The sequence below is a fragment of the Staphylococcus sp. McC-251-APC-3A2 genome, assembly GCF_009695665.1.
Classification (GTDB): domain Bacteria; phylum Bacillota; class Bacilli; order Staphylococcales; family Staphylococcaceae; genus Staphylococcus; species Staphylococcus cohnii.
This window is the reverse complement of record NZ_VUNO01000002.1, coordinates 265,321-283,256: the sequence shown is the minus strand read 5'-3', so window position 1 is coordinate 283,256 and position 17,936 is coordinate 265,321. Positions and strand designations below refer to the sequence as shown.

General features: G+C 33.5%; 10 protein-coding genes and 3 pseudogenes. 6 read left to right on the top strand and 7 right to left on the bottom strand.

What is annotated here, in order from left to right; all coding sequences use genetic code 11:
* Positions 1-359: 359 nt before the first annotated feature.
* From FYJ81_RS06275 to FYJ81_RS06260, 4 genes and pseudogenes are all read right to left on the bottom strand, one after another.
* A pseudogene (locus FYJ81_RS06275) lies at positions 360-1,658 on the bottom strand (D-serine ammonia-lyase).
* Positions 1,659-2,095: 437 nt separating this feature from the next.
* Positions 2,096-4,255 carry an RNA degradosome polyphosphate kinase gene (locus FYJ81_RS06270; RefSeq protein WP_107386254.1) on the bottom strand — a complete coding sequence of 720 codons (2,160 nt, stop codon included), beginning with the start codon at positions 4,253-4,255 and terminating at the stop codon, positions 2,096-2,098.
* Positions 4,256-4,322: 67 nt separating this feature from the next.
* Positions 4,323-5,852, bottom strand: a complete 1,530-nt coding sequence (gene ppx / locus FYJ81_RS06265; RefSeq protein WP_182478551.1) for an exopolyphosphatase — start codon at positions 5,850-5,852, stop codon at positions 4,323-4,325.
* A 165-nt stretch (positions 5,853-6,017) separates the two neighbouring features.
* Positions 6,018-7,556, bottom strand: coding sequence for an AbgT family transporter (locus tag FYJ81_RS06260; RefSeq protein ID WP_154409465.1), 1,539 nt, complete (start codon positions 7,554-7,556; stop codon positions 6,018-6,020).
* A 192-nt stretch (positions 7,557-7,748) separates the two neighbouring features.
* Between FYJ81_RS06260 and FYJ81_RS06255 the strand changes: the two genes are divergently transcribed.
* Positions 7,749-8,567 carry an SDR family oxidoreductase gene (locus tag FYJ81_RS06255; protein WP_119535464.1) on the top strand — a complete coding sequence of 273 codons (819 nt, stop codon included), beginning with the start codon at positions 7,749-7,751 and terminating at the stop codon, positions 8,565-8,567.
* Between the two features lie 116 nt (positions 8,568-8,683).
* Here FYJ81_RS06255 and FYJ81_RS06250 read toward each other — a convergent pair whose 3' ends face one another.
* Entirely contained in the window at positions 8,684-9,760 is a 1,077-nt protein-coding gene (locus tag FYJ81_RS06250; protein ID WP_154409464.1) for a M42 family metallopeptidase, read from the bottom strand.
* Between the two features lie 199 nt (positions 9,761-9,959).
* Between FYJ81_RS06250 and FYJ81_RS06245 the strand changes: the two genes are divergently transcribed.
* Positions 9,960-10,475 (top strand): thioredoxin domain-containing protein, encoded by a 516-nt coding sequence (locus tag FYJ81_RS06245; RefSeq protein ID WP_107384101.1) that lies wholly within the window; start codon positions 9,960-9,962, stop codon positions 10,473-10,475.
* A gap of 257 nt (positions 10,476-10,732) precedes the next feature.
* Here FYJ81_RS06245 and FYJ81_RS06240 read toward each other — a convergent pair.
* Positions 10,733-12,315 (bottom strand): annotated as a pseudogene (locus FYJ81_RS06240) (FMN-binding glutamate synthase family protein).
* Between the two features lie 179 nt (positions 12,316-12,494).
* Between FYJ81_RS06240 and FYJ81_RS06235 the strand changes: the two are divergent.
* From FYJ81_RS06235 to FYJ81_RS06220, 4 genes and pseudogenes are all read left to right on the top strand, one after another.
* On the top strand, positions 12,495-13,268 hold the full coding sequence (locus tag FYJ81_RS06235; protein ID WP_154409463.1) for a CPBP family intramembrane glutamic endopeptidase: 774 nt from the start codon (positions 12,495-12,497) through the stop codon (positions 13,266-13,268).
* 115 nt (positions 13,269-13,383) lie between these two features.
* Positions 13,384-14,031 carry an ABC transporter ATP-binding protein gene (locus FYJ81_RS06230; protein WP_107384098.1) on the top strand — a complete coding sequence of 216 codons (648 nt, stop codon included), beginning with the start codon at positions 13,384-13,386 and terminating at the stop codon, positions 14,029-14,031.
* Positions 14,031-14,803 (top strand): annotated as a pseudogene (locus tag FYJ81_RS06225) (ABC transporter permease). The gene FYJ81_RS06230 and the pseudogene FYJ81_RS06225 overlap by 1 nt, the downstream one beginning before the upstream one ends.
* 256 nt (positions 14,804-15,059) lie before the next feature.
* A complete protein-coding gene (locus tag FYJ81_RS06220) occupies positions 15,060-16,238 on the top strand; it encodes an MFS transporter (protein ID WP_107384097.1) in 1,179 nt (392 codons plus the stop codon).
* Between the two features lie 154 nt (positions 16,239-16,392).
* On the opposite strand, the gene FYJ81_RS06215 is transcribed toward FYJ81_RS06220, so the two are convergent.
* The gene (locus FYJ81_RS06215; RefSeq protein ID WP_107384096.1) at positions 16,393-17,763 is read right to left on the bottom strand and encodes a CitMHS family transporter; all 1,371 of its coding nucleotides are present in this window, start codon (positions 17,761-17,763) and stop codon (positions 16,393-16,395) included.
* Positions 17,764-17,936 lie beyond the last annotated feature (173 nt).

The following is a 17,936-nucleotide window of genomic DNA, read 5'->3' as shown; positions in this document are numbered from 1 at the left end:
ATAAAACATACTTTAACACAGTTGATTTTAGAATTCAATAAATATTCAGAAAATAATCTTTGCAAAGTGATTAAAATGGCTTTTATATCATATTTATGTGTATAAAAATAAAACCTAAAATTTTGCTTTAGGTTTTAGATTGAAAATAGTATTAGATGATACCACTTTAAGTCCATTGTATTGATAAAAAATAGCATTACATTCATGTTTAACGTCATCAATTTATATAGCAGATTATATATGATTTGATTTAGAGAAGACGTCGAACAACGCATAAAGTAGGGTGAAACTTTAAATATGAATGATTTAAATATTATCATTCGAGTGCCTGGTCAGATGTGATTCTAAATCGCTTAAGTTTATGATTGTTTGCCTTGAGCCACATACTTTAACATTTCTTCCTTAGGTACCATATTGCCACCAGTTGCCTATACGATATGATTTGCATCGGATAAATTAAAATGGTTTTTATCAGCATGTTCCAACACTGCTTTTAAACCTGCGAAACCAGATGCTGCAGAAGGTTCGACAAAGATACGTTCTTTTTGGCTTAGCTGATATAAATATTGGTACATTTGTTGATCTTCTACAGTAAAAGCACCATATAATAATGAATTCATTATATGACCAACGAGTTTTGAAGGTCTAGCAACAGCAAGACCATCTGCATCAGTACGGCCGTCTAATCCAATATCTGTTACAGCTATTTGGTCATGAAGTTGTGTCATCATACCTAATGTCATGCATGGCGCATGTGTAGGTTCAGCGAATAGACAATACACATGGTCACCAAATACTTGATTTAATCCAAAGGCAACACCACCTGGGCCTCCTCCAACACCACAAGGCAGATATACAAAAAGAGGATGTTGAGCGTCTACTTGTATGCCTTCATTATTAAGTTGTGTTTTTAACCGTAATGCAGCAACAGTATAACCTAAGAATAGATCAGCAGAACCCTCGTCATCTACGAAATGACAAGTAGGATCATTTTCTGCAGCTTTTCGTCCTTCAGCAACTGCGTATTGATAATCGGATTGGTGTTCAACAACTTCAACACCACGTGAACGAAGTAAGTCTTTCTTCCACTGACGCGCGTCACTAGACATATGTACGATGACTTGAAAGCCTAATTGTGCGCTCATAATGCCAATACTTAAACCCAGGTTACCAGTTGAACCGACAGCAACGGTATATTTACGAAAGCACGCTTTATATTTTGGTTCAGATAAAACTTTATAATTATCCGTATATTTTAAACCACATTCTTTTATAGCGATAGATTCAGCTAGTTTTAGAACTTCATATATACCACCTCTTGCTTTGATAGAACCTGAAATAGCAAGATGACTATCACATTTAAGCCATAATTTACCACTTTGTTCAAGTTGTTCAGAGTCAACTAATGATTGTTGCATAAAAGGAATTGCTTTTAGTGGTGATTCAATGAGGCCATGGTCTTTTTCAGTTTCAGGAAAAACATTACGTATATAGCTGCTAAAACGTTCTAGTCTTGTTGCAGCGTCTTCTATATCATCTAATGAAAATGGTAAAGTTTCATCATTACGGAAATTTGGATTTTTCCAAAATATCGGTCTATACTGTTGCATGTCATTGAGTAGGGGAAAGCTACTTTTTAATGTTTCAACATTTATCATAAATGACCACCTCATAAATTAGATTGTATTTAGTCATCATTATAGCAAAATTTGATACTTAAGATGTTATATACCTTATATACAAAAATAATATAGGATTAGAATGGTATGGGTCTATTATATTTAAAAATGGTTACGTCGTTTGAAAACGGCAAAGATGACTAGGATTTAAGGATTACCTGAGCTGTAGCTCATGCATAAAGTCCCACTAACTCAATAAATTGAGAAGTGGTATTAAGGATTACCTGAGCTGTAGCTCATGCATAAAGTCCCAGAAACACAATAAATTGAGAAGTGGTATTAAGGATTACCTGAGCTGTAGCTCATGCATAAAGTCCCAGAAACACAATAAATTGAGAAGTGGTATTAAGGATTACCTGAGCTGTAGCTCATGCATAAAGTCCCACTAACTCAATAAATTGAGAAGTGGGACTTTATTACCGTTTAAACGTATCTTTAAGTTTAGAAAACCATCTATTTTTATGTTGTATTGGTACTTGTTGAGGAATGGTAGAAGCCTCTTTTAATTTTTGGCCAAATGTTATCGCTTCTTTCATTAAATAAGCCTGTGAATTTAATGGTGATAAATTATTATGAATGTAATGGTAATAACCTTGTTGGTCCTGATAACGACCCTTTTGATTATCTGATAATTGTAAATTCATATAATCTAATAAACGTTTAGCAATGTTTTTATCATCGACAGGGAATAAGATCTCGACACGTTTAATCATATTACGTGTCATCGCATCAGCTGAAGAGAGATAGATTTTTTCATCACCATTATTATGGAAATAATAGATACGAGAATGTTCAAGGAAACGGCCAACGATACTTACTACTTCAATATTATCACTGACATCTGGTATACCTGGTTTTAAGCAACAAATACCACGGATAATTAATTTTACTTTTACACCGGCACGAGAAGCTTCAAATAATTTAAGAATAATATCTTTATCTGTTAATGAATTCATCTTCATCATTATTTTTCCATTTCCGTTTTCACGATGTGATATGATTTCTTTATCTATTCGAGCTAAGAATACATCACGTATGTCGTATGGGGCTACAATGAGTTTATTATATTTAGGTTTCAGTGTATATCCACTTAGATAGTTAAAGAAGTTAATAGCGTCTTCTGCTATTTCTTGATTTGTTGTGATAATCCCCATATCTGTGTATAATTTTGCTGTTTTATCGTTATAGTTTCCAGTGCCTAAGTGTACAAACGACGTAAGCTGATGATTGTTTCGTTTGACCACAAGTGAAATTTTACTATGTGTCTTCAGATATGTCATACCATAAATAACATGACAGCCTGCATCTTCTAACATTCTTGCCCAGTGAACATTATTTTCCTCATCAAAACGGGCCTTTAATTCAACAAGAACAGTCACTTGCTTGCCATTTTCTGCAGCAGTTTTCAAACTATTAATTATAGGTGAATCTTTACTTACGCGATATAATGTTTGTTTAATAGCAATCGTGTTCGGATCATTTGCGGCGTCACGAATGAAATCTACAATTGGTTCAAATGATTCATACGGATGATGGAAGAAAATATCACGTTTTAATGATAGCTTGAAAATGTCTTCATTACCCAAGGATTGAGGTGGCTGTGGTAGATACTTATTATATGTTAAATGTTTTAAACTGTTAGATAAATGGTCTACAAGATCGAATAGCAGTGTTAAATCTAATGGGCCATCTACAAAATAAACATCATTATCGTGAACTTCCAACTGATTGATAATCCAAACGACATCTTCATAGGTTGCGTGTCTTCCATCTATCTCTAAACGTACTGCTGTTCCTCGTTTACGTTCTTTTAAAAAGCGTTCTATTTCAATTAACAAATCTTCGGCACCATCTTCATGGATGGTTAAATCGGCATTACGAGTGATTCTAAAGGTGAAGGTATTTAACACTTCATAGCCAGTGAACAATTCATTAATGTAATATGTGATAATATCTTCCAACATTACAATATATTGAGTTTGACCTTGATTTAATGTATAAAATCTTGGAATTAATGATGGTATTTGTACAATAGCTGAATTAATTGAATCATCTGTATCAATATCTACAAATATATTCAAACTCTTATTGTTTAATTTTGGGAAAGGATGATAAGCATCGATACCTAATGGTGTTAATGTAGGTAGGATGCCCGTTTTAAATTCACGCTCTAACTGTGGTAATAAAGACTCTGGTAAAGATTCAGGTTTTGTCACTTCCACACGATGTTGTTTTAACAGCTCTACTAATTCGTTATAACGTGCATATTGTAAATCTACATACTTTTTATTTTTTATTTTAATTTGCTCAAGTTGTTCTTTCGGTGTGAGTTGCGCTTTGTTTTCAGGTTTATCATAGCCCATTTTAACTTGATCTTGCAGGCCAGCTACGCGCACCATAAAGAATTCATCCAAGTTAGAACTAAATATAGAAATAAATTTTAACTGTTCCAATAAAGGATTATTTTTATCTTCGGCTTCTTGTAATACACGATAGTTAAAATCTAACCAACTGAGCTCTCTATTATTATAATATTGTGGTAAATTTAAATCTCTCTCTCCCAATTTCTTTTGCATAATTCTAATTCCACCTTATTGTAGTCTTGTTAACATATTTTGCTACGTACAATTTATCATATGAATTTTAAGATTTTGTAAAGATGATAGAAAGATTCTCTTTTAAAATTTTCTCGATATGCTTTTTCTGTCTATGAGATTGATATTCTTCAGCAATCGGTTCACCAATGTAACGGACATATAAAGTATATGCGCCATCTTCTTCTTGTAATTCAACACTTTCTACTGGGCTGGTATGTGATATATTTAGCGCATTTACAAATTTGATGATACCGCCTAAAAATTGAACATGGTCCAATTCTTTGCCACGTAACCATTCGGTTTCTTGGCTATAAAATTTTAAAAGTGATTTATTTTTAAAACTTGCTAACATTGCGAGTTTGACGCGATCTTCATGTGGAAAACCATCAATCATTGAATTAGCTATAATGTAATACGTATGTGGTGAACTAGAATCAGCGTCAATAAATCTTCCTAAATAATATAAATATGCGCCTTCCGCAAAAAGTTCTTGTTCTTTTTTAGTAACTTGAATCTTATCTAAATCAATCAGTTGTGACAACAATGATTGAGCCAATTTAACACGTTGTTTTGCACTAGATTCTTCGATGCTATATTCATTTGCCAAATGATATAATGCATCTTTTCTTATATTTTCTTTTTTAAATTCTTGGGGATGACGTTCAGATATCAGCTTCATTATATAGCCTTCACGTAACCCTTTACGTGAGAAAGTGAAGTGGGTTGCATTGATTTGTTCAAATAAAGATTTGAATACAGATACTGCTGGAAGTATGATGTCTATACGATCTCTACTTAATCCATCAATATCTTTTAAGTCATCGCGTGAACTTTTTTTAATGATTTTATATACCTCATCCATATCTTCCTCAGACATCGAATAGTTATGAACACCGCCAATAGGATAGGAATGTTCTGACTGGTGAATGCGTGCAACGTTACGCGCTGATCCACCAATGCCGACTAAAGCGATTTCTTGGTCTTGCAACCATGGCAGTTGTTCGAATTGTTTAGATAAAAATTTTTCCATTGCCTTAATTGCAGATTTATCATTATGATCTTTATCTTCAAAGAACTTTCGCTTTAAAGTTACAACACCGAATGGAAAACTATGAGCCTCGATGATGGTCTTATCTTTGAATAAAGTAACTTCTGTAGAACCACCACCGATATCGATAGAAACACCATTTTCTACATCGGTAGTGTGGGTGATTGCATAAAAACCATAAAAAGCTTCTTCCTGTTCAGGAATAATTTTGATATTGATATTAAGTTCACTTTTAATATGGCTGATAATTTCTTTTTGATTCGTAGATTGTCTAATAGCAGCTGTCGCAACAGGATGTAATTCGTTGACTTCAAATTTATTAGCGACACTTTTAAAGCTGTGTAACGTTGTCGTCAACACCTCGATACCATCCTGGTTCATCGTTAAATCATCTGTTAAATATTGACTTAAGCGTGCTGGTGTTTTGATATTTAAAATTTCATTTAATCCTGTTTTAGCATCGAACTCAAAAATAACTAATCTAATTGTATTTGATCCGATGTCTATTAATCCGATTCGTTCCATAATCTCCTCCTGTACATATGAGGTAAATAGTTATTATAAAGTTTATTTACCCACTTTCATCTTTAATATTACAATAAATAGCATGATTTGTGATATTTCAATTAAATATTGTTCAATCAATGACTGTGTTGTTTATATAGGTTAAAACTTAATCGTGTTTATGTCATATTATTTGACGTTTAAAGGTCCTCCTGGGCCTAATGGCCAGCCTAGCAGGTACCATATAATCATGAATATTGGCCATACGATACTCAGAATAATCGTATAAGGCATTAAACTAGATAATAACGAGCCTAACTTCATATTTTTATCATATTTTTGAGCATAAGATAAAAGTAGTGGCAAATAGGGCATCATTGGTGTAATAGGGTTACTAATTGAATCACCGATTCTATACAACATTTGTGTGAATGCAGGATGAAAGCCAACAATCACCAACATTGGAATAAATATAGGAGCAAGTATTCCCCACTTTGCAGATGCACTACCGACTAATAAATTAATAAGCGCGCCTAAAAAAATCACACCTAAAATAAGGACGATTCCGTTTTGACCTTGAAGTACCTCAGCACCTTTTACTGCTACGATCATACCTAAATTACTCCATTCTAAAAATGCCAGTAATTGTGCTGCAAAAAAGACGATAACGATAAAAGATCCCATGGAAGCCATTGAATCAGAGAGCATTTTACCTAAATCTTTCGAACTGTTAAATTCTTTCATTATTATGCCATATACCAAACCAGGCACTAAAAAAATAAGCAAAATAATCAGCCCAACGCCATTGATAATAGGGGAGTCATTCAATAAACTACCAGTTTTAGCATTTCTTAAGAAACTATTTTGTGGTATTGCCATAACGATAAGTAAAATAAGCGTTGTGATAAAACTTATATTTGCCCAAAACACAGCCTTACTCTCTTTAGACGTTAGACCGTGATTGTCATCATCAATTTTAATATTAGACTGCGTATCATCATATGATCCTAAACGTGGGATGACAAAGCGCATTGTCACCCAATAAACTGCTGGTAATAAAACAGCAACACTAGCTGCAATAAAGTACCAATTCATAGCTACATTAACTGTGATTTTATCAGAAACGATTTTTGTTGCTGGTTCTGTAAAAGCATAAAGCAATGCATCTGACATTCCTATCATGACGTTCGCAGAAAATCCACCAAGTGCTGATGCGTAAGCCATCGCTAACCCAGCAATAGGGTGATATCCTAATTTAATGAAGACCATAGCAGTTAATGGTGGCAAAACAATTGGTGCTGCATCACCAGCAGCATTACCAATAATACCTATGAGTATAATTACTGGTACAATAATTTGTTTCGGTGCTTTATGAACAATTTGTACCATTAATTTATCAAAATAACCTGTTCTTTCAGCTATGCCAACCCCAAGCATCACTGACAATACTAAACCAAGCGCAGGAAACTCAGAGAAGTTTTTGATCGCATCATTTAATATCATAGAAATACCATCTTTGCTTAAAATATTTTTGATAGCAATGGTATTTCCTGTACCAGGATGTTTTACAGTGACGTGAAAAAGTGAAACAATCCACGTAATGATTGCAAGTCCAAGACACATTAGAAAAAACAATATACTTGGATCAGGTAATTTATTTCCAATTTTTTCTACAATGTTCAAGAATTTATTTATCATTGTCGGTTTTTCTCTAATATTCGACGCCATTTTTATTACCTCCCCAATAAGTTATCGAAATTATAACAAACTCATTTTGAAATGAGTATGATAAATTTTGAATTTCTATAGAAAAGCATCTATGAAAGCTTTATATAAAGGTTTTAAAAGTGGTTGAAAAAGGAAATGCATTACAGAGTAATTAAATTAAAAAGAAGAGAAATAAAAGGAGATATGTTATAGATGAAAAGATTAGAAAATAAGATTGCTGTAATAACAGGCGCAAGTACTGGCATTGGAGCTGCTTCTGCCCATATATTGGCTGAAGAAGGGGCACATGTTTTAGCTATTGATATTTCCGATTCTGTACATGATACTGTAAAAGCAATCAATCAGACAGGTAATAAAGCATCAGGATATATTGTTGATGTATCAGATGCACATGCAGTCGAAAGACTTGCACAATCTATTCAAGAAGATTATGAACACATTGATATTTTGTTTAATAATGCTGGTATTGATAATGGTGCTGGACGTATTCATGAATTTCCAATTGATGTGTTTGATAGAATTATGAATGTTGATTTAAGAGGGACATTTCTAATGACTAAATTCTTTTTACCATTAATGATGTCAAACGGTGGCTCCGTCATTAATATGGCGTCATTTTCTGGAAATGCTGCAGATTTAAATCGTTCGGCATATAACGCTGCAAAAGCAGGTATCATCAATTTCACTCGATCAACAGCGATAGAATATGGACGTGAACATATAAGAGCGAATGCAGTCGCACCAGGTACGATAGAAACACCACTTGTAGATAAATTGACGGGTACCAAAGAAGATGAACAAGGGCAAATATTTAGAGAAAATCAGAAGTGGGTTACACCTTTAGGACGCTTGGGAACACCTGATGAAGTAGGTAAACTCATTGCTTTCTTGGCTTCTGATGACAGTTCGTTTATAACAGGTGAAACCATTACAATTGATGGTGGTGTGACGGCATACACTTGGCCGGGAGAAATGTTAAGTGATGCGCGTTGGAAAAACTCTACGGAATAATTCGTATTAAGAATGATATAATTTGAAATTAATTGTTATTAAATATCATAAAAAAAGCCGTAAACAAAGTGATGTCACTCATGTTTACGGCTTTAATTTTTATAGATTTGAGTTGTTTACCAAATGATGTTATCTACTGCATCGTCGCTTAAAGATTTAACGATTTCAGTTACTAAGGCTACGGAATTTTTATAATCATCTGTATGCAATACAGAAACATTTGAATGCATATAACGTAGAGCTACCCCAATAGAAACTGTAGGAACACCTTCATTGGCAACATGAATACTTCCAGCATCTGTACCACCGCCAGGCGTAGAATCTAATTGGATATCTATATTATGTTTTTTAGCTACTTTTTTAATATGATTAATAAAACCAACATGACCAACATTTGAAGCATCCATAATAATGACTACAGGTCCTTGCCCAATAGCTGTCTCACTCGTTTGACCAGACATACCTGGTGTGTCATAGGCAACAGCAACATCGACAGCAAGTGCTAAGTCAGGTTTGATCTTATTAGCTGCAACTTTAGCACCACGAAGACCCACTTCTTCTTGTACGTTGGCGCCTGAAACTAAATTAATATCAATGGATTCTTTTTTTAGGTTGTTTAAAACATCAACAGCAAGTGCACAGCCGTAACGATTATCAAAAGCTTTAGCGGTTAAGTACTTGCTATTTGCCAGTGTTTCAAACTCACTGTATGGTGTGATCATATTGCCGATTTCGATGCCGAATTGTTCAGCCTCTTTCTTACTTTTAACTCCAATATCAATAAACATATCTTTAATTTCTACATTTTTTTTACGTTCCTCCGGTGACAAGGCATGCGGTGGTTTGGAGCCGATAATACCTCTGATTTTCTTACCTTCATCAGTTGTGACAGTTACTTTTTGAGATAACATCACTTGATTCCACCAACCACCAATCGGTGTGAATTTTAAAAATCCATCTTTATCAATTTGAGTAACCACAAAACCGATTTCATCTAAATGTCCTGCTACCATTAATGTCTTATTACCAGTAGATGTAGCTTTTTTACCGAAAATACCACCCAGATTGTCTTCAACAATTTCATCACTTACCGGTGACAAATAATCACGCATAAGTGTTTTTACTGCTTTTTCATGTCCTGCAATACCGTCAACATTTGTTAATGATTCTAATAATTTGATTGAATTGTTCATGTTATACCCCCTAATAAAAATATTTATATTCATTTTATCATGAACTACTTTATAAACTAATTGATTGAGCTTTGTTTTATTAATTTAATAGATTATATACAGCTGAAATTTGCATTGAATGATTTAGTAAGACTAAACGTGTGCATTCACTAACTGTCCATGATTCAATATAATTATAAACAAAGTGGAGGGATAGACAATGACAGAAATTAATTATTTAACAATAGGCTCAGAATCAGCACCTATAAAAGTAGAATCATTTATCAATTTCGCTTGTCCGTATTGCAAAAACTACTTTTTCGCTGCAGACACTGTATTAAAGCCATTGATTGATCAAGGGAAAGTTCAACATACAATCAAACATTTTGATAAAACTAAACAAGGATTATTAAAAGGAACTGTAGCAAATATATATTTAAACTACCAACAACCTGAAAAAACTTTAGACATTATTCGTGAATTGTATAATACGCAAGCGCAATGGAAAGTTAACTTTGCGACAATTGAAACAAAAATGGAAGAAGAATATAATCTTGTACCACGTAAAGAAGCTGACGATCGTTCGTTAGCAATCAATGAAGAAGCATTTGAAAGAGGGATTAAAGGCATTCCGACCGTTTTTATTAATGGTAATTCATTTGAATTTAAGCCACTTGAAGATAAACAAGAAACAATAGAAACTAAGCTAACAGAGCAATTGAATAGTTCTATTTAAAAATGGAACTATTGAGAGATAAATATTTGCAAAATGAAGGCGTCGGGGACATCATTGATTCGTTCCAGATGCCTTCATTTTGTCATTATAGGTAATCATTTTATACTTTTTTCAATTCTAGTCCTTATTGTCACGGTGGGGCGACGAAAAAATTTAAAATAAAATTAGATTTCTGTTCAATGTATCTTTCTAGATGTTGTTAAAATTTATTTTTTAACCAAAGATGTTTGTGTGCTTGTCTGCTTTAATATTTGCAGTTAATTATAGTTTAGTAGTTTTAATTTATAATCATGTATGGATTGAATATTACCATCTTTCTTTTTGATAATAATATGTTCTTTCGATATCTGAGTCGGGGAGGTTACACCTACAGCGGCAGCAATATTAAATAAACCTTCATGCAAGCTAGTTACAAAATTAGTGACGCGATATTTTTTTCATCTATAATCAATCCTTTTTCACGCTTTGGATCTGTCGTTGCGACACCTACAGGACATGTGTTCATGTGACATTGTCTACTCATAATACATCCGACACTAATCATCATACCGCGTGCAACATTGACTAAATCAGCACCTAGACCTAATGCAATAGCAATTTTATCAGGTGTTACAAGTTTACCTGATGCAAACACTTTAATTCGATTGCGTATACCATACTTCTCGAGTACACCAGTTAAAATTGGTAAAGCAGTGAATAAAGGCAAACCTAGGCCATCTTGCAATTCTTGAAATGTTGCGCCAGTGCCACCTTCGCCTCCATCAATAGTAATGAAATTCGGAAATTGATTTGTTTCAATCATTGTTTGTGCGAGCGCTTCAACTTCTGATACTTTACTGATTACAATTTTAAATCCAACAGGCTTTTGACCAACTTTTTGTAATTGTGTAACCCAATTTAATAAATCGGTTGGATCATCAATAGAGTCAAAGCGGTTAGGTGAGTTAATCGTCTTCCAAGGTTCAACATTACGAATGTCAGCTATTTCCTGTGTTACTTTATTACCTTGCATATGACCGCCTCGTGTTTTTGCACCTTGTGCTAATTTGATTTCAAAAGCTTTAACAGCATCTTTATTTGCTAACTCTTGGAAAGCATTGATATCAAATTGCCCTGACGCATCTCGTACACCAAATAAACCGGGCCCTATCTGGAAGATGATATCTGCATTACCTGATAAATGATGTTTTGATAATCCACCTTCACCTGTATTCATCCATGTTCCAGCTTGTCCTAATCCTTTTGATAGCGCCGTAATCGCATGACTCCCTAAAGCGCCATAACTCATTCCTGATTGACCAACCAGTCTTTTAAGTTTGAAAGGATGTTCCAATTCAGAACCCAAAATAATAGCATCTTCATCTGTTAAATAGAATGGATCTATCTCTGTTTTTGTACGGTGTTCATCACGATTAAATAGTCTTTCATTTTCAATTGTATAAATGAATGATGAAATCAACGGTGCCTGTTCAATATGTAATTCTTTAGATTGCAACGGAAACATAGTATTTTGAATGTAAAAACCATCTTCATAATCTTTTTGTGTACCGAAACTAGTCATTCTCGAATTATATTTCCCAGCTAATACAATATTCGTGAAGTCATTACGAGAAAAAGGTTTACCCTTGGTATCTGCTAAAAATAAATATTGACGTAACTCAGGCCCTATTTTTTCTCCAAAATATCGAATGCGTGCGAGTAATGGATAATTGCGTAAAACACTATGTTGCTTTTGTCGTTTATCTTTAAAAAGTAATACTGCCCCTAAAACAAGTACGCTTATTAAACAAACAACAATGATTACGTTGACGATGAACTGTAAAATAGTCAAAATAGTCATGTAACATTCCCCCTTGATATAGTTATATAATACAACAAATTATACAATTTACAATGCGTTCTATAGTTATGGGGACAGAATGATTTATTCTTTTTTCAAAAAGAAAAGGTAAATCAACTTATAAAAATGATAAAGCATTGTGTTATATTATGGTTAAATAGCTACAAGGAAGGTGACATATGACTGATAAGCCATTAACAACACAACTAACTAAAAAGAATATTTGGCAGCATCAGAAGATTGTTAAAAGGGACTTTTGGTTAATCCCTATTTATATCATTGCCAATTATCTTATACCGCTTATATTAGCGCTGCTTTTAATCACATCATATGGCATTTTTAACATAGGTAGCAAATATCATTTGAGCGATATGAATATACTGATTTTTGGTGGTGTTATTGCTGAAATATGTATCATATTAAGTTTTTATGGAATGCATATTAAAGAAAATGTTACAGCAATTGCGATCGATAGGTTTAAGGCAGTACGCAAATATATTTTGATTATTTTTATGGTATACATATTTACCCTCGTATTTAATAATTTATATGATTGGCTTATGACTTTGTTACCTAAGTCATTACAGTATAATGAAACGCAAAATCAATTGATTTTAGAAGCGCTGTTTCGAGACAATTGGATGCTCCCGTTTTTATTTTTAGATATTGTTATTTTGACGCCGATTATTGAAGAGTTATTATTTAGACATCTAATCATTCATGAATTAGGTAAGAAAATCACATATGCTGCTGCAAGTGTATTATCTGTCATATTATTTGCAGGTATTCATGTATTAGGGGCTACATCACCATTTGAAATAGGAAGCTATATTTTTATTGCGATTGGATTGGTGTTTGTGTATTTGAAAAGTGGGCGAAACCTAGCTGTATCAATTTCATTGCATGCTTTTAACAATTTTATCTCTTTTATTGTGATTGTATTTTTAAAATAATGTTAGCGTATGATATTTAACGTGTGTTTTTGAATAAAACGGTTTAACGAAATAATGACAAGATATTAAATCGTCGTAATAGGGTATAACCCATATATTATTTAGGAGGTTCAAAATGTTAGAGCTCAGAAATGTTTCATATCGGATAGATAACCGACAAATTATTAACAGTATTAATTTGAAAATCAAAGCTGGAGAAACTATTGCGATTGTTGGGCCTTCAGGAAGCGGCAAAAGTACATTGTTACGTTTGATAAATAATTTGATAAGTCCTACAGAAGGAGAACTATATTTTAATAATCAAGCATATGAAAATATTAATCCAGAAAAGTTACGAATGGAAATTAGTTATTTATTACAAGAAAGTGATTTGTTTGATAGTACCATTGGTGATAATTTAGCTTTCCCTGCACAAATAAGAAATGACAAGTTCAATCGTAAAAGAGCCAAATCACTTTTGAAGTCGGTTGGGTTAGGTCATTATAGCTTTGATACGAGCGTAAATCATCTTTCTGGTGGAGAACGTCAACGTGTAACGATAGCGAGACAGTTAATGTATAAACCCAAAGTATTATTGTTAGATGAAGCAACAAGTGCATTAGACGTACATAATAGTGAGAAAATTGAATCTTTAATCTTTAAACTTGCAGATGAAGGTATAACAATTTTATGGATTACACATAGTAATGATCAAAGTATGAGACATTTTCAAAAACGCATTAGAATTGTGGATGGACAGATTGAGAAGGAGGAGGAATTATGATGAGTACCACTGCATTAGTGCTTACTGCGACACTCCTTCTTTTTCCAATCATTGTATCATACAAAGAAAAGTTGCATATCATTAAAGATTTACTCATTGCAACGTTAAGAGCAGTTGTTCAATTAGTTATTTTAGGTTATTTACTGCATTTTATATTTGATGTAAACCAAACATGGTTGTTGCTTTTATTTGTATTAATCATCATCATCAATGCATCATGGAATACGATAAGTAGAGCTTCACCCGTTATGTATCATGTGTTTTGGATTTCTTTTATCGAATCTTTATTGGCGTAGCCTTACCATTAGTGGGTATTGTAGTCACGGGCGCAATTGAATTCAAACCTAATGAAGTGATTCCAATTGCAGGGATGCTTGGAAGCAATGGTTTGATTGCAATCAATCTTGCGTATCAGAATTTAGATCGTGAGTTTGTTAAAGAAATGAGTCAAATCGAAGCCAAATTAGCATTAGGTGCAAATCCAAAACGCGCTTCCAAAGGAACAATACGTGAAAGTATCAAAACGGCAATTGTGCCAACGATAGATTCAGTAAAAACGTATGGTATTGTTTCGATACCAGGTATGATGACAGGGTTGATTATCGGTGGTGTAGATCCATTGGAAGCTGTAAAATTTCAGCTATTAGTAGTATTCATTCATACGACAGCCACTATTATGTCAGCGTTGATTGCAACATATTTAAGTTATCGTCAGTTCTTTAATGAACGAGATCAATTAATTGCGCGACATATCCCTAAAGACAATCGCTAAACGTATTTTATACATGTTTGTTATCATGAATATTATTTTAATTTCTATAGTCAAATCTATTTTATGCGAAATTTTAAGCTAAGATTGGCAGGGAACGTGAAGAGGTATCAAAATGGTTTTTGATGCCTCTTCTGTTTCCTGTTTTTTGAAATGAATTTAAGAACATGTATTGCTAAGTATTCATATATATTGACGAATGGTTTATAATGTAGCAGTTATAGAATTTTGAAATCACATAAAAGAGAGGAGGATATTTATGTCAGTCATGCGCATATTTACCTTTATACTAAGTATATTTATTGTTGGAATGGTTGAAATGATGGTTGCTGGTATTATGAATTTGATGAGTAGTGATTTGCATGTTTCTGAAGCAATTATCGGACAATTAGTTACATTATACGCAATTACTTTTGCAATAGCAGGACCTATTTTAGTTAAGTTAACGAATCGTTTTTCACCACGTATGGTTTTATTATGGGCGCTGTTTGCATTTGTTGTAGGCAATATTATTATTGCAATTGCGCCTAATTTTTCTATTTTAGTTATTGGACGTATCTTATCATCTGCAGCTGCAGCTTTAATCGTGGTTAAAATATTAGCTTTAACTGCATTATTAACTGCACCACAACACCGAGGAAAAATGATCGGCATTGTCTATTCTGGCTTTAGCGGTGCAAATGTTTTTGGTGTGCCGATTGGGACAGTGATAGGTGATTTAGTGGGTTGGAGATATACGTTTTTATTTATTGTAATTATTAGTTTGTTCGTAGGCATCTTAATGTATATCTATATTCCAAAACTAAGTGATCATCTGTCATCAAATACTGAGACAGACACAGGATCAAGTCGTTCAAATACTTATTCCAAAGTGTTAAGACCTGTTGAAGTTACAAAATATTTGGGCATCACGTTTTTATTATTAGTAGCCAACTCAGTTACTTTCATTTATATTAATCCTTTAATCCTTTCCGGTGGACATCAATTATCATTTGTTTCAATTGCATTATTAATCAATGGTATTGCAGGAGTAATCGGAACATCAATGGGTGGCTTTTTATCAGATAGACTTACAAGCAAACGTTGGTTGGTTATTGCGACAGCTGTGTTTATTGTTATGATGCTACTGCTTAATATGTTTTTACCAGGAACTGGTTTGTTACTCATGATTATCTTTATCTGGAATATTATGCAATGGAGTACTAATCCAGCTGTACAAAGTGGCATTATAGAGCATGTTGAAGGTGATACGAGTCAAGTGATGAGTTGGAATATGTCTAGTTTAAACGCAGGTATTGGTATCGGTGGTATTGTAGGTGGATTAGTAGTATCGAATTTAAATGTTTACGCAACCACTTATTTTTCAGCTGCAATTGCATTAGTAGCATTTATTTTAGTGATTAGCCTTAAAAATGTCGCAAAGTACAATAAAGCATAGTAATTTGGAGCATTGGTCAATCATTATGTATGACTCCAAAATAAAGCTATATATAAATAAAAAATGGGAGTGGAACAATGAAATGTAATTTCAGTTCCACTCCCATTAATCATTTTTGCGCAAATGTTTTTACTAAATTAACACAGTTCATAAATTAAAATGTTACTACACCGATGAACATAGCGATAATTAACATGACGATGGCAAATCCCCATATCCAAAAGAAAGCATATTTAATATATGTTCCCATATTTGCTTCGGCAAGCCCAATCGCTAACCATAACGCAGGTGAAAATGGACTGACAAACGTACCGATAATATTTCCAATTAACATTGCATATGCTGTTGATACAGACGATACACCAAACTGACCGGCTGTTTGTTCTACAATAGGTAAGATAGCGAAATAATAAGCATCCGTACTTGTTAATAGATCTAGTGGAACACCGAAGATACCGACAATAATGTGTAAGTATGGTCCAACGGCATTTGGAATAATATGGATAAAGCTTACTGCTATTGCTTCAAGCATACCAGTTTCATTCAATACGCCTAAGAACATACCAGCAGCGATAATTACGGCTGCCATCATAAGTGCGTTTGGCGCATGTGCCTTAAGTCTGCTCATTTGTTCGTCTACATTTGGGAAGTTAATAATTAAAGCAATCGCAACACCAATCATAAATGCAAATTCGGGCGGTGCGATATTAGCTAGCATTGCTACAATGATAGCAAGCGTGAGTATGACGTTGATCCAATTAATCCAAGGCTTAGTAACAGCAACGCCACGAATCGGAAATTTAATATCTTGATCTTGTTCATATATTTCAACCAATTTATGTATATCTACGTCTTGTGTATTAGATACCTCTCCTGAATTGATTTTACGTTGTATGATTGCTTTTTCTCGAAAACCCAAAAATACAGCGAATAGTAAAACTAAAACAAAACCGATGATTTGAACTGGTATGACACCATACCATAATTCGTTTACATTTTTAATATTAATCACTGAAGCTGTACGAGCCATAGGGCCACCCCATGGCACCATGTTCATAATCGATGCACTCAGTCCGAGCAATAAAAGTAATAGATAACGATTCATATTTAGCGCCTTATACAAAGGCAATAATGCAGGTATTGATAATAAAAATGTTGTTGCGCCAGCACCGTCAAGTTGCGCGAATATTCCGATAATTGCGGTTGCAATACAGACAACTACAACATTACCTCTAGTAAGCAAAATTAAACGTTTTACTAACGGCTTAAATAACCCAGCGTCACTCATGATACCGAAGAATATAATTGCAAATATAAACATGATGACGACGTTGATAACTTGATCTAAACCACTATTAAAAAATTTTACTAAATCACCAATATTGTAACCTAATATTAATGCACCCAAACTTGGTATTAAAATCATACCCACAACTGGACTAATACGTTTAGCAATTAGTAATCCAACAATGGAAATAATAATAATTAACCCCATAATTGTTAGCCAAACACTCTCTTGTTGCATAAAATATCCCCTCCAAGAATTAAAGCGCTTACAAAAAATTGAACAAAAAAATTGTTCACACTTCAAAAATGATTAATTATAAGTGTAACAGAGAAAATAGGCGTGTATAAGTTATATATATAAATAATTATATAATTTTACTTATATTAAATTATAAGTAAAACAAATGTGCT